Raw genomic sequence first — 14,140 nt, 5'->3', positions numbered from 1 at the left:
TCAGCGAATACCGGCACGCATAAACGATTGAATAAACTGACGCTGGAAAATCAGGAACAGCACCAACAGCGGCAAGGTGGTCATCAAAGTGGCTGCACCAATCAACGCCCATTGCACGCCCTGCTCCGGCGCCGAGAACAGCTGCAGGCCAACGGTAAGCGGCCGCACGTTGACGGAATCGGTAATCACCAGCGGCCAGAGGAAATCATTCCAGTGGAAGCTGATCGACACCAGCGCAAACGCCACATAGATCGGCTTCGCCAGCGGAATATAAATCTTGCGCAGAATGTAAAAGCGGCTGGCACCTTCCACAATCGCCGCCTCTTCCAATACCAGCGGAATACTTTTAAAGGTCTGGCGCAGCAGAAAGATGGCGAAGGCCGAGGAGAAATACGGCAGCGCGATGCCGGTCAGCGTATCGCGGAAACCCAGCGCGCCGATGGTTTTGTAGTTATTCAGAATCAGCACGTCGGGGCTGATCATCAGCTGCAGCAGGATCAGCGCGAAGATCGCGCCGGAGAATTTCAGGCGGAAGCGCACTAATGCGTAAGCGGCCATGGTCGCCAGAATCAGCTGCACCACCACAATCATCAGCACCAGCAAGCTGGTATTGAGGAAGTAGCGACCAAAGGGCGCGGCGTGCCAGGCATTAACGAAGTTCTGCAAGGTCAGCGGCGAAAAAAGCGAAAAGCTTGCCTGATCGGATGCCGGATGAATCGCCACCCAGATCGCCACCAGAATCGGTAAAAACCACAGCAACGCGGCAAGCCCAATGCCCATATTCAGACACAGGCGACCAAACGTGATTGTTGGCTTCATTGGTAATGGGCTCGCTTGTCCAGCAGGTTGAATTTAAGCAGTGCAATCGCGGCGAGGATCACCAGCAGTACCACCGTCATTGCCGCTGCGGCGGGCATATCCCAGAAACTGAAGGCGGTGCGATAGATGTAGAACAGCAGCAGGCTACTGCTGTTATTCGGCCCGCCGTTGGTCATCGCGATCACCTGATCGACGATGCGAAACGCATTCATCGAGGCATTGATCAGCACAAACAGCGTGGTGGGCATCAGCAGCGGCCACTGCACGCGGCGGAAGAAATAGCGGCGCGACGCCCCTTCTATCTGCGCGGCTTCGCTGAGGCGCGGATCGATCTGCTGCAAAGCGGCGAGATAAAAGATCATAAAGAAGCCCGCTTCGCGCCATACCGATACCGCCATCAAACAGTACAAGGCGCTACCCGGTTCGCCGAGCCAGTTCATCGCTGGCAGCGAAAACAGCGCCAGCAGCTTATTCAGCAAACCCAGCTGCGGCGTGTAGAAGAACAGCCACAGATTGGCGATGGCGATCATCGGCAGCAGCGAAGGAATAAAGAACGCAGTGCGCACCAGCGCATTGGCACGCATGTGACGATTGACCGCCAGCGCCATCAGCAGCGCCAGCGTTACCGCCAGCGGAATGGTGATCAACGCATACAGCAGGTTATTCCACAGCGACTGAAGGAAGATGTCGTCATCCAGCAGCGCAAGATAGTTATCCAGCCCAACAAAATGGGCTGGACGACCGTTACGTGCTGCGCTGAACAGGCTTTCCCATACGGTCGCAACCGCCGGATAGTGCGTAAACAGCAGTAAAAAACTCAGTGCCGGTAAAATCAGCAGGTAGCCATACAGCTGCATCGACCATAACCGGGGCCGCCGAACCGGCGCAACGGTGAGAATCGTGCTCGTCATTATTGATAAGACTTCAGCAGACGATCGGCTTGCTTCTGCGCGCCTTCCAGCGCTTCGGCTGGCGTTTTCGCCTGCGTCACCGCCGCTTCTACCGCGTGATTGAGCGCATCCTGAATCTGCACGCTGTTGTAAGTCGAGAGTTCTGGCTGCGCATACTTCAGCTGTTCACGCGCCACCAATGCCTGAGGAACCTCTTTAACGTAATCCTTCATCACCGTGGTATCCCATGCCGCCGGAGAGGTCGCTACATAACCGGTGGCGATGCTCCAGCGCGCCGCCTGCTCGGGTGAGGTTACCCAACGGATAAACTCCATCGCCGCATTCTGCTGTTCTGGTGAGGTATTTTTGAAGACATACAGGTTACCGCCGCCGGTTGGGCTGCCGCGCTGGGTTTTCTCCGGCAGCATCGCCACACCGAACGGGAATTTCGCATTATCACGCACGTTGGTCAGGTTGCCGGTGGTGGTCACCATCATGGCAGTTTTGCCGCTGATGAAGTCCTGCGGCGTGGTGCCCCACGCAATGGCACCCTTCGGCGACACCTCCTCTTTCTGGCCGAGATCGGTCAGCCACTGCAGCGTTTCCACGTTGCCCGGCGTATTGAAGTGCACCGCGGTGCCTTTGCCGTTATCCAGGCGACCGCCGTTGGTGGCGGACAAGCCCTGGAAGTTCCAGTAGCCGTTTGGTGTGGACGGAATCTCGATGCCCCATTGGCTGACGCCGTTAGCATCTTTGATCGTGAGCTTCTTACTGAACTCGACCACTTGCTGCCAGTTGGCCGGTGGCGTATCGGGGTTTAAACCGGCTTTCTCGAACGCCTGTTTATTCCAGTACATCACCACAGTTGAACGCTGGAACGGTACGCCCCACACTTTGCCGTCAATATGACGCAGAAACGCCGGATAGAAACCGTCGATCCATTTTTTGCCTTCCTCACCCTGCGCTAAATCGCTGGCCGCTACAATCGCACCGGCATCAATCAGTGAATACGCTTCGATATCACCGATCACCGCCAGCTGCGGCGCGTTGCCACCACGAAAGGCGGTCAACGCTTTGGTCACGGTGGTGGCGTAGTCACCGGTATACACCGGCTGAATGCTCACGTCCGGATGCACTTTCTGGAAATCCGCCACCAGCGAATCCACGGTGTGGCTCACTTTGCCGCCCACCGCGATCGGGTAATACATTTGCAGCTTGACCGGTTCAGCCGCAAAAGCTGAGGTGGTGATGGCGAGGACTAATGCAGAAAGACGTGAATAACGAATCGCAGACATGATTTTCCCTTGGGCAAATGACAACGGTTAAACAGCGTATTTTTTCTGTGAAGCAAACATCTGTTGTTCGGCTGGCACGCAGCGCTTACCGCTCTCGCGATGAAACAGATATTGCCGCGCGGCGGACCACTGCAATCCCACTTCACTGCCATCGGTGAAGCGCTGCATGCCCGGCACTTTAATGGTCAGCGGTTCGCTGATGCCAGCAAGCAGGCACACCAGCAACGTATCAGCGCCCATATATTCAGAACTGATCACCCGCGCGGTCAGCGCCGCCTGTTCTGCGGCTATCAGCTGGATATCTTCGGCACGCAATCCAAGGCTCAGCGGCGCGTCGCGGTATTCCACTACCGGCGCGGTGAGATGCAGCAGATAGTGATGCGCGCCATTGCGCTGCAGCGGCAGGATATTCATCGGCGGTGCGCCAATGAACTGTGCGGCAAACACGCTGGCGGGATTGTTGTAGAGATCGTCTGGCGTGCCGTGCTGTTCAATGTGGCCATCGTTGAGCAGGATAATGCTGTCGGCCATGCTCATCGCTTCAGTCTGATCGTGCGTGACGTACAGCATGGTCAAGCCGAGTTTTTTCTGCAGTGCGCGGATTTCACGGCGCATGCTTTGCCGCAGCCTGGCGTCGAGGTTCGACAGCGGCTCATCCATTAAACACAGCGTGTTATTGGCGATCACCGCACGGCCCAGCGCCACGCGCTGTTGCTGTCCGCCGGAGAGCTGCGACGGCAAACGATCCAGCAGCTTATCCAGCTCCATCAGCTTGCTGACGTTATCCAGGCGGGCAGCAAACGACTGTTTCTCCTCGCCGCGCGCTTTCAAACCAAACAGCAGATTTTCACGCACATTGAGGTGGGGAAACAGCGCGTAGGACTGAAACACCATAGATAGCTTGCGCTGCGACGGCGGCAGATGGGTGATGTCGGCGTGTTTAAAGTGGATCGCCCCGCGATCGGCTGTTTCCAATCCGGCGATGGTGCGCAGCAGCGTCGATTTACCGCAGCCCGACGGACCGAGCAGCGCGACAAACGCGCCTTCTGCCGCGTCGAAGCTGATGTCGTCAAGGGCGATTTTCTCGCCCCAGGCTTTAGTGATGTGGTGAAGCGAAAGGTGGCTCATGCATCCGCGATCCAGAAATCAGAATGGCGGTAAGCTAGCGGAAGGAAATGAAGGTTTTATGTCATTGCGGTGACCGCGCGGTTAAAGGCCACCGTAAGGTCGTCATTAATGACGACCTTCAAACATCAATCACTGATTAAAATAGTGTTGATGCAAAATCGCAGCACCATCATCAATCGCTTTCATCAATATCTGTTCACTGATGACCGCATCACCCGCCTGTAGCGCTTCCAGCAGATGATCATAATTATGATGCCCATTCACCACCTCGGCCGGCTGCGGATAGAGATAGTTAAAGCACGGCCCGATCTGCACCCAAAGCTGTTCGATCAGCGCCTCCAGCGTTGGCATTTGCGCATAGCTATACAGCGTAAAACGGAACGCGCGATTGGCTTCTAACGCTGCTTCCGCATCACCGCTCTGTTTGGCTTGCATAAAGCGCGCGCAGAGTTTTTTCAGCTCAGAACTCTGTTTTTTTCCCACAAATGGCGTCGCCGCCCTCACCGCTAAACCTTCAAGCTGCTTACGAATCAGCGTAATCTCATCAAAGCGCTGACGCGTCATTTCCGGTACCAGAAACGCCGCCGCTGGCGTGGCATCCAGCGCTCCAGCAGAAACCAGTCGCAACAAGGCTTCACGCACCGGCGTGATGCTGGTACCCAATTGAGCCGCCAAATCGCGCGTCACCAGCCGTGCGCCAGGTTTTAACTTGCCAACAATCAGCGCGCTGCGCAGTGACGATTCCACCTGCGCGGTCAAACTCATGCGCTGCGCTTTATCCATTTCGATCATACGTTGAGGGCCTTCTACTGAAATTCGCAAATGGTAAGTTATTTTTAATGTTTTATTGCCAACTTGCCAGATTATAGGATATATCATGTATTACAAATAAGCACAGTCTTGATTCTGGCAGTATCCACTCTTTTCACTACCTTGCCGTTGGCAATTTTGGGAAACGTTATGAGACTACCTGCAGTGAAGTTTGCCACCACCGCGTTGCTATTTGCTCTGATGCCAGCCGTACAGGCAGCGGAACTGACCATTGGCCAACCCACGTCTGCTACGGCGATGGATCCCGGCTTTCTCAAAGAATCTGCCACCTTAGTCGACAACCTCTTCGATACCTTAGTGCGCCGTGCCGATGACATGTCATTACAGCCGGGCTTAGCCACTGAGTGGAAAGCGATTAACGACACCACCTGGCAATTTACCCTGCGCCAGGGCGTGAAATTTACCGATGGCGAGCCGGTGAACGCCGAAGCGGTGAAGTTCTCCATCGATCGTATTTTAGACCCCGCCAATCACGCACCGACGATTTCCTATATCCGCACCATCAAATCGGTGGATGTGATTAACGACTATCAGGTGCAGATCCATACCAACGGCCCGGATCCTCTGCTGCCCACGCGCATGAGCCGCTACCCGGCTTACATTGTGCCGCCAGCGTACGTGAAGAAAGTCGGCGCCAGCGAGTTCGCACGCAAACCGGTAGGCAGCGGCGCTTACAAGCTTGATAGCTTTATCCCGGATGAAAAAGTGGTGATGGTCGCCAATGAAACTTACTGGCGCGGCAAACCGGCGATTGATCGCGTTACCTGGCGTCCGATTCCCGAAGCCACCGCACGCCTCACCGCACTGCTGACCGGCGAAGTGCAGCTGATTGAAAGCGTGCCTGCTGATTTAGTACCCGCGCTGAAAAATCGCCCCAATGTCGAACTGGAACAGGTGAAAGGCGGCGGACTGACGATTTATCTCGGCCTTAAAGATGATGAGAAACCGCTGAGTGATGTGCGCGTCCGTCAGGCGCTTTCGCTGGCGTTAAACCGTCAGGCTTATACCCAACAGCTGCTGCACGGTTTCGGTACGCCAACCGGCACCATGGCCGGTGCTAATGACTTTGGTTATCTGGCAGTTCCGGCCACCGCGCAGGATGTGGCGAAAGCCAAGTCGCTGCTGGCTGCAGCCGGTTACGCAAACGGCTTTAGCCTACGCTTCCAGGCGCCGCGCCGCTATATTGCCAGCGCCGATGTAGCCCAAGCCATCGTGCAGGATTTAGCCGCCATTGGCGTGAAAGCCGAGCTGGAGGTACCGGAATGGTCGGTTTACACCCAGCAGGTCGCGTCCCAGAAACAGGCTCCGATGTATATGCTGGCGTGGGGATCCACGCAGACGCTGGATGCTGATGCCGCGCTGTTCCCCATCCTGCGCAGCGGCGAGCCCTATTCCACCGTGCATGATGCGGAGCTGGATAAGCTGCTCGACCAAAGCCGTCAGATTGTCGATCCCGTTGCGCGCAAAAAAGTGTTAGAGCAGATTCAGCAACGCGTCGTGGAACAACAACCGCTGCTGCCGCTGTATCGTGAAGACACCTTGTATGCGCATAGCACGTCACTCAACTTCAAAGGCCGCGTCGATGCCCGCATCCCGCTGTTTGATCTGAGGCTGAAATGATTTCACCGGGCACCGTGCTGCAGCGCCGTCCACGCCGCCTGATTTACGGCGATGCGGTAATCGGCAGCCTTTTGCTGATCGTGGTGATTGCCGCGGCGCTGCTCTCTCCATGGCTGCCGTTGCCCGATGCCTTAAGTAATAACCTCAATGAAATGTTCCTGCCGCCGGGTTCGCCCGGCGCGCAAGCCACGCATTGGCTCGGCACCGATCAACTGGGCCGCGATCTGCTGGCGCGCATTCTCTCTGGCACGCGCTTGTCGCTGCTGGTGGTATTGGTCGCCGCAGCGATTGGCGCGGTAATTGGCGTTGCGCTTGGCATGATCGCCGGTTACGCCGGCGGTTGGGTTGATGCGCTGATCATGCGCCTGATCGACATCCAGCTGGCGGTGCCGTTTATTCTGTTGATTCTGCTGGTGATTGCGCTGATGGGCGCATCACTCACCAACATCATTGTGATTATGGGCTGCACCAGCTGGGCGATTTATGCCCGCGTGGCGCGCGCCAAAACCTTAGAAATTCGTGAACTGGAATATATTCAGGCGGTGCGCGCCATGGGCTTTTCGCCGCTGCGCATACTGCTACGGCATATCCTGCCCAATCTGCTGACGCCGCTGGTGGTGTTGCTAACGCTGGATATCCCACGCCTGATCGTGCTCGAAGCCTCAGTGGGTTTTCTCGGTATGGGCATTCAGCCACCCACGCCAACGCTGGGCAATCTGATTGGCGAAGGTCGCTCTTACATGCTGCTGTCGCAATGGCTGGTGCTCTATCCCGGTTTGGTGATTGCAGCGCTGGTGATTGGCTGCAACCTGCTCGGCGATGCGCTGCTTCGTCGCACGCACACAAGGCTGGATTAAGATGCTGAACATTCTGCTCAATCGCCTTGGCCAATCGGTTTTAGTGTTACTTGGCGTGTCGCTGCTGATTTTCTTTAGCCTGCACATGACGGGCGATCCGGCGGCGCTGATGATGCCGCCCGGCTCCAGCCAACAGGAGATCGATACTTTCCGTCACAGCATGGGCTTTGATCGTCCGCTGCTGTGGCAATACAGCCACTATCTTGGCGGCGTGCTGCACGGCGATTTTGGTGAATCGCTGCGCTACAGCCAGCCGGTATTGGCGTTGATTGCCGAACGTCTGCCGGCGACGGCGCTGCTGGCGGTGAGTGCGCTGGCATGGAGTTCGCTGCTCGGTCTGCTGCTCGGCATTATCAGCGCCCTGCGGCCGCACAGCCTGTGGGATTTGTTATGCCGCCTGCTGGCCTTCTCCGGCCAGGCGATTCCGGTGTTCTGGCTCGGGCTGCTGCTGATTCTGCTATTCAGCCTGAAGTTACAGTGGCTGCCCTCCAGCGGTTACGGCACTTTCGCCGCGCTGGTAATGCCGGCGCTCAGTCTGGGTGCGTTTTACATGAGCGCCGTGGCACGCCTGACGCGCGCCAGCCTGCTGGATGTGCTGCAACAGGATTATATCCGCACCGCGCGCGCCAAAGGGCTCAGCGCCTGGCGCATCGTGGTACGCCACGGTTTGCGTAACGCACTGATACCGGTGATCACCGTGCAAGGCATGTATTTCGCCTCGCTGCTCGGCGGCGCACTGGTGACCGAGATTATTTTTGCCTGGCCCGGCATTGGTCGTCTGGCGATTCAGGCGATTCAAAACCGCGATTTCCCGCTGGTGCAGGCGATTGTGTTGCTCGCCGCCGTGGTGTTTGTGGCGATCAATTTGCTGATCGACCTGCTCTATCTGGTGCTGAACCCGAGGATTCGTTTATGAGTCGCCTTGACGCCACGCTTGAACTGCTGAGTGAACTGACGCGCTGGCCAAGCGTAGCCGGTCAGTTATCCTCGCAGCGCGGGTTGGCCGCCTGGCTGGAACAGTGGATGGTAACGCAGCTGAATGCCGTGATCGTCTATCCGGTGGCGTCTCAAACCGATGATGTCCCGCCGCTGGTCCATGTACGCATCGATAACGGCAGCAGCAAAACCGTGGTGCTGTACAACATGTATGACGTAATGCCTGCGGATGATGCCGGCTGGGATGTGCCGCCGTTTGTCGGTGGCGTGTGTCGCTGGGACGATTTCGGCGCGGTCTTTGTCGGACGCGGTGCAGAGAACAATAAAGGCCCGGTCGCCGCCCTGCTGATTCTGCTACGTGAACTGCAGCAGAGCCAGCAGCTCGATTTTAATATCGAAATCCTGCTTGAAGGCGAAGAGGAAGTGGGCAGCGGCGCGCTGCGGCGTTATCTGGCGCAACAGCCTTGCCCGATTGCTCCCGCTGAAGCGGTGCTGTTTCCGTCACTGTGTGAATACGGTGGCGGCGCACCGCGCGTCTATCTCGGCTTTACCGGACTGGCCAGCGGACGCCTCAGCGTCACCGGCGGCGCATGGGGCGGACCGTCCTCCGCGATTCATGCCAGCAATGCCGGTTGGATCGCCAATCCGGCGTGGCGTTTAGTACAGGCATTAGATGCCATTGCGCCAGCAGAACACAGCGGCGTATTGGCGTGTCACGCCACGGACGATGAGGCGAATCAATTATTGGCGACCTTAGCCGCCGAATTCAGCATCGATGACGAACTGAAGTTCCGTCGCAGTCAGCGCCTGATGATCGCCGGCGACACGCTGAGCTGCCTGCAAACGCTGCTTGGCAGCGCGGTGTTAACGCTGGCAGAACTGCACAGCGATCCGCCAGGCGGACGCGGCGTCATCCCGTTCCGTGCCAGCGCGGAACTGGCGTTTCGCATCCCGCCGGGTTTCGATCAGGACGCGATGATTGCCGACGTGCAGCAGCGTCTGGCACAAGCCGATTTAGCTGGCAGCGAGCTGCACCTGTTTGATCGCTATCCCGGCGTGCGCTTTAGTCGCAGCGCCAGCGGCGTCGATGCCCTGATCGCCAGCTATCAAACGCTGGGCGCGGCACCGCAAATCTGGCCGTGGGCGCCGGGCTGTGCGCCCGCCTACGCTTTCGCGGCCGTTGCGCCCGCCTTTCTGATTGGCGGATTAGGCCACGGCGGCAACGCGCACGCCGTCAATGAGTTTGTCACGCTGGCGGGGCTCGAACGCTTCCAGCAATCCATGAGCCTGTGGCTCAACGCATTCAATGATTCGGCCATTGGCCGGGTCGCGCCACACCAGGGAAACACCGCAGTACACAAAAATAAAGGTAGTAAATAATGAAATCAGTAGAAGAGTTTGAACGCGTTCCGCTCGGCTTCTTCCCCACTCCTCACGAGCCGCTGCCGCGGCTCAGTGAGGCACTTGGGATTACGCTGACGATCAAACGTGATGACTACAGTGGCTTCGGCGGCGGCGGCAACAAAGTCCGCAAGCTGGAGTATCTGATGGCGGAGGCCTGCAAAACAGGCGTGAATGTGGTGATCACCACCGGCGGGCATCAGTCGAACCACGCCCGCATGGTGGCTGCCGCCGCACGCAAGTTTGGTATGCGTCCGGTGCTGGTGCTGCGGGGCAATCCGCCCGCAAGCTGGCAGGGGAATCTGCTGCTGGATAAGCTGTTCGGGGCCGAGGTGCAGTTCCTCGATCCCGACGGCTATTTCAGCCAGATTGAAGGTGCGATGCAGGCGCACGCTGATGCGGCTCTCGCGCAAGGTGAAACCCCCATGATTATTCCGCTGGGTGGCGCAACGCCACTCGGCGCATTGGGTTATGTACGCGCAGTGGAAGAGATTGCGGCGCAGCTGGCACCCAGCCAGACGCCCGCACCCGATTTCATCGTCGCGCCCACCGGTTCCGGCGGCACGCTGGCGGGATTGCATGTGGGCACGCGTCGCTATTGGCCCAATACCCGGGTGATTGGCGTGAGCGTCAGCGCCAAAGCCGACTGGTTCCAGCCACGCATTGCCGGCATGGCGCAGGATTGTGCCGATCTGCTGCAATGGCCGCAGCAGTGGCAGCCGGAGGATATCTGGATTGAAGATGGTTATGTCGGTCAGGCGTACGGCGTGCCATCGGACGGCGGCATCGCTGCCATCTATCAACTCGCCCAACTGGAAGGCGTGCTGCTGGATCCGGTCTACACCGGTAAAGCGATGCACGGCCTGTTCTCGCTGGTCGAGCAAGGGCGCATTCCGCAGGGATCGCGCGTGACCTTCGTGCATTGTGGCGGTTCTCCGGCGCTCTATCCTTTCGCCGATCGCCTGCTGGAGCAGTAATGGAAGCCTTATTGCGTGTACTGGATGAAGCCACCGTCGCGCAATTAGGCGGCGGCGATGTCGCTTTGGCGCTGGAAGACGTCAAAGCGGTGATTCAGCTGATGCGTCTCGGCGAGGCGCAGATGCCCGCTGAAAATCACATCGACCTCGGCACGCCGCTCGGTAAAGCGTATGCCTTACCGGCGCGCGTTGGCGGCAGCTACAACGCTGCGGGCGTAAAGTGGACGGCACATCGTCCACAGCGACCGGATGCGTTGCCCGCCGCCTTAGCCTTAACCCTGATTAACGATGCGCAGAGCGGCATTCCGCGCGGCTTGCTGGCCAGCGGCGCACTCACTGCGGCACGCACCGCAGCGGTGAGCGCACTGGCGTTACAGCTGGCCGCACCGCGTCCGGTAAAACGCGTGCTGCTGCTCGGCGCCGGTTTGCATGCTCAGGCGCATCTGCGCATGCTGCAGCAGCTGTTTCCGCAGCTGGAACAGATTGGCGTGTGGAATCGTTCTCCTTTTAAACTCAGTGCGTTGCGCGAAGTGCAAATCGAAACCGATCTGCCGCTCGCTCTGGCGCAGCCTTATGACGCCGTGCTGACCTGTACCAGCGCCGACCAGCCGATTGTCGACGCCGCAGCGGTACGTCCCGGTAGGATCATTGCGCAGGTCGGTTATCACGAAGTGAGTTTTGCCGCCATCAAAGCCAGCAGCAAGGTGGTGGTGGATGCGTGGGGCGATTTTTCCCAGCGCAGCGCCAAAAGCCTGTTCCAGATGTTCCGCGCCGGGGAGTTTGCTGAGCAGGATGTGGCGGCCGATCTCGCCGCGCTGCTGCTGGATAACTGGCGTCCACAGCCCGATGACAGCGTCTATTTCTCCTCGTTTGGCCTCAACGTGTTTGATATCGCCCTCGCCGCCCGCGTGTTACAGGCCGCCGAGCACGACGAGCTCGGTTCGTTGCAGTCGCTGTTTTCAGGAGTCCTGCATGATCATTGATGTGCTTTCACTGCATCAGCGCCAGGCGCGCGGCGAAGCGTTTCTGCTGATCGATGTCCGCGAATTTGCCGACTGGCAACGCGCCACCTTGCCTGGCGCGCAGCACTGTAACGTCTACGACTATTTTATTGAGGATTGCAGCGAGAGAGGTTTAGCGGTGATGGCTGCCGAAGCCGCCACCGCGCTGCAACCGATGTTTACCGCCTATCCCAACGCCACGCCGGTGTTTTTCGAGCAGCAGGTTGGCATGCGTTCACCGCGCGGCGCCTGGTTCGCCTGGCTGATCAAACGTGATGATGCGCTGATTCTGGATGGCGGTGTCGATGCGTGGATTGCAGCAGGCTATGAGCTCAGTCCGGGATTGGGATTAAGCCGCACGGTGGCGCATCCACCGGCAGCCAACGCACCCGCGTGGAACCGCGAATTGGTGTGCAGCCGTGAACAGGTATTAGCAGCAGATGGCGTGGCGGTGATCAACGTGGATGCCCGTCGCCCCAGCGAATTTGACGGAAGCTTTGCGCATGCCTGCTGCCAGCGCGCCGGACGCATTCCGCACTCTCAGCTGCTGTTCTGGGAAGATGTCATTGCCAACGGCCATTTCTTATCAGCGCCGCAGATTGCCGCACGCGCCGAGGCGGCAGGACTGAGTAAAAACGCGAAGTTGCAGGTTTATTGCCATCGTGGTGCCCGCGCCGCCACGGTGTTGGCGGCGTTAAAACTGGCGGGCTATCCCCATGTTTCGGTGTACGTCGGTTCCTGGCACGAATGGGCCGAGCACCACGAACTGCCGCTGTTACACGGCAGCTGATCGCAGCGCCAGCGCCTGCTGCACGTCCGGCGCAGCGGCGAGCAGTTGGCGGGTGTAATTGTCCTGTGGATGGTTAATCACGCTGGCGGTCGCGCCCGATTCCACAATCCTGCCGTGATACATCACCACCACGCGATCGCACAACTGCCGCACCGCGCCGAGATCGTGGCTGATAAACAGCACCGATAATCCCAGCTTGTGGCGCAGCGTATTAAACAGCGCCAGAATCTGCCCGCGCACCGATAAATCCAGCGCCGCTACCGCTTCATCCGCCACCAGCAGCTTCGGCTCCATCGCCAGCGCGCGCGCAATGGCAATACGCTGACGCTGACCGCCCGAGAACGCGCCCGGCAGACGGGTGGCATGTTCGGCCTTCAATCCCACCAACGCCAGCAGCTCTTTGACCCGCGCATCCACCGCCGCGCCTTTGCGCAGTTGCCAGACGCGCAGCGGTTCGGCGATCTGCTCACCGACCGGGATTTTCGGATTCAAGCTGGCATAAGGATCCTGGAAAATAATCTGCGTGTGGCGACGTAAACTATGGAGCTGACGGCCTTGCAAATGCTGTCCCTGAAAATGCACCTCGCCGCCATCCGCCGTAATCAGGCCAATCGCCGCGCTGCCCAATGTGGTTTTACCGGAGCCGGATTCGCCAATCAGCCCGACAATTTCGCCCTGCGCAATCGACAGATTCGCCGGATGCAAAACGGTTTGCCGTTTGGCGGGCCACAGCGGCATGCGGCGTGGCAGCGGATAGCTTTTACTGATGTCGCGCAGCACCAGCAGCGGCGGCTGTTCAACCGGCGCAATCGCCTCAGGGATTTGCGCTGCCGAAGCAGCAATCAATTTGCGCGTGTAAGGATGCGTTGGCGCGCCGAGCGTACTCAGCACCGCGCCCTGTTCAACCAACTGCCCTTGCTGCATCACGCAGACGCGGTCGGCGTAGCGCGCCACCACCGAGAGATCGTGGGTGATCAACAAGATCCCCATGCCCATCTCCTGCTGCAACTCCTGCAACAGCGCCAGAATCTGCGCCTGAATGGTGACGTCCAGCGCGGTGGTCGGCTCATCGGCAATCAATAGCTCCGGCTGACCGCTGATAGCGCTGGCGATCATCACCCGTTGCCGCATGCCACCCGACAGCTGATGAATATACTGCCGCGCGCGCTGCGCTGGATTGACGATGCCGACGCGATCCAGCAGCGCTATCGCTTCCTGTTGTGCCTGTTTCCAGCTGAACTGACGATGCCGCACCAGCACTTCGGCAATCTGTTCACCAATACGCAGCGTGGGATTCATGCTGGTCATCGGCTCCTGAAATACCGTGGCGATGCGGCAGCCGCGTAATTGCTGGGTGGTGCGCGCATCCAGCGGCTCGCCATTGAACACCACGCGGCCGCCACTCTGCTGCACGCCCGCAGGCAGCAAGCTCATCAGCGCCAGCGACGTTAAGGTTTTGCCGGAGCCCGATTCGCCAACCAACGCCAGGATTTCCTTGCGATCGAGATGAAAAGAGATGTTATCCACCAGCAAGCGCTGATCGTGGGTGTGCAGCGAGAGATTTTCAACCGAGAGCAAGCGCGCGTTAGTCATCA

General features: G+C 58.6%; 13 protein-coding genes. 7 read left to right on the top strand and 6 right to left on the bottom strand.

Annotated elements, in window-relative coordinates; translation table 11 throughout:
• From K5Y32_RS05360 to K5Y32_RS05340, 5 genes are all read right to left on the bottom strand, one after another.
• Nucleotides 1-819 (bottom strand): carbohydrate ABC transporter permease, encoded by an 819-nt coding sequence (locus K5Y32_RS05360; RefSeq protein WP_110866140.1) that lies wholly within the window; start codon nt 817-819, stop codon nt 1-3.
• Nucleotides 816-1,730, bottom strand: a complete 915-nt coding sequence (locus K5Y32_RS05355) for a carbohydrate ABC transporter permease (RefSeq protein WP_222182035.1) — start codon at nt 1,728-1,730, stop codon at nt 816-818. Before K5Y32_RS05355 ends, K5Y32_RS05360 begins: the two co-directional genes overlap by 4 nt.
• Nucleotides 1,730-3,004 carry an ABC transporter substrate-binding protein gene (locus K5Y32_RS05350; protein WP_222182034.1) on the bottom strand — a complete coding sequence of 425 codons (1,275 nt, stop codon included), beginning with the start codon at nt 3,002-3,004 and terminating at the stop codon, nt 1,730-1,732. Before K5Y32_RS05350 ends, K5Y32_RS05355 begins: the two co-directional genes overlap by 1 nt.
• Nucleotides 3,005-3,031: 27 nt before the next feature.
• The gene (locus tag K5Y32_RS05345; protein ID WP_222182032.1) at nt 3,032-4,132 is read right to left on the bottom strand and encodes an ABC transporter ATP-binding protein; all 1,101 of its coding nucleotides are present in this window, start codon (nt 4,130-4,132) and stop codon (nt 3,032-3,034) included.
• A 129-nt stretch (nt 4,133-4,261) separates the two neighbouring features.
• Entirely contained in the window at nt 4,262-4,924 is a 663-nt protein-coding gene (locus K5Y32_RS05340) for a GntR family transcriptional regulator (protein WP_222182030.1), read from the bottom strand.
• A 168-nt stretch (nt 4,925-5,092) separates the two neighbouring features.
• On the opposite strand from K5Y32_RS05340, the gene K5Y32_RS05335 reads away from it, so the two are divergent.
• From K5Y32_RS05335 to K5Y32_RS05305, 7 genes are read left to right on the top strand one after another with little or no spacing between them, the layout of a single operon-like run.
• Nucleotides 5,093-6,583, top strand: coding sequence for an ABC transporter substrate-binding protein (locus tag K5Y32_RS05335; protein WP_222182028.1), 1,491 nt, complete (start codon nt 5,093-5,095; stop codon nt 6,581-6,583).
• Nucleotides 6,580-7,440: an ABC transporter permease gene (locus tag K5Y32_RS05330; protein WP_101764420.1), complete on the top strand. Its 861-nt coding sequence runs from the start codon at nt 6,580-6,582 to the stop codon at nt 7,438-7,440. Before K5Y32_RS05335 ends, K5Y32_RS05330 begins: the two co-directional genes overlap by 4 nt.
• 1 nt (nt 7,441) lies before the next feature.
• Entirely contained in the window at nt 7,442-8,356 is a 915-nt protein-coding gene (locus K5Y32_RS05325) for an ABC transporter permease (protein ID WP_110866134.1), read from the top strand.
• Nucleotides 8,353-9,756 carry a M20 family metallopeptidase gene (locus K5Y32_RS05320; protein WP_222182026.1) on the top strand — a complete coding sequence of 468 codons (1,404 nt, stop codon included), beginning with the start codon at nt 8,353-8,355 and terminating at the stop codon, nt 9,754-9,756. The genes K5Y32_RS05325 and K5Y32_RS05320 overlap by 4 nt, the downstream gene beginning before the upstream one ends.
• Nucleotides 9,756-10,754, top strand: coding sequence for a 1-aminocyclopropane-1-carboxylate deaminase/D-cysteine desulfhydrase (locus K5Y32_RS05315; protein WP_222182024.1), 999 nt, complete (start codon nt 9,756-9,758; stop codon nt 10,752-10,754). Before K5Y32_RS05320 ends, K5Y32_RS05315 begins: the two co-directional genes overlap by 1 nt.
• Entirely contained in the window at nt 10,754-11,737 is a 984-nt protein-coding gene (locus K5Y32_RS05310; protein WP_222182022.1) for an ornithine cyclodeaminase, read from the top strand. Before K5Y32_RS05315 ends, K5Y32_RS05310 begins: the two co-directional genes overlap by 1 nt.
• On the top strand, nt 11,727-12,545 hold the full coding sequence (locus K5Y32_RS05305; protein WP_222182020.1) for a sulfurtransferase: 819 nt from the start codon (nt 11,727-11,729) through the stop codon (nt 12,543-12,545). Before K5Y32_RS05310 ends, K5Y32_RS05305 begins: the two co-directional genes overlap by 11 nt.
• Here K5Y32_RS05305 and K5Y32_RS05300 read toward each other — a convergent pair.
• Nucleotides 12,531-14,138, bottom strand: a complete 1,608-nt coding sequence (locus K5Y32_RS05300; RefSeq protein WP_222182018.1) for an ABC transporter ATP-binding protein — start codon at nt 14,136-14,138, stop codon at nt 12,531-12,533. The genes K5Y32_RS05305 and K5Y32_RS05300 overlap by 15 nt on opposite strands.
• Nucleotides 14,139-14,140 lie beyond the last annotated feature (2 nt).

The organism is Pantoea sp. DY-15 (genome assembly GCF_019795935.1).
Classification (GTDB): Bacteria; Pseudomonadota; Gammaproteobacteria; order Enterobacterales; family Enterobacteriaceae; genus Pantoea; species Pantoea leporis.
Note: the sequence above shows the minus strand (reverse complement) of the source record. Positions and strands in the feature narration are given on the sequence as shown.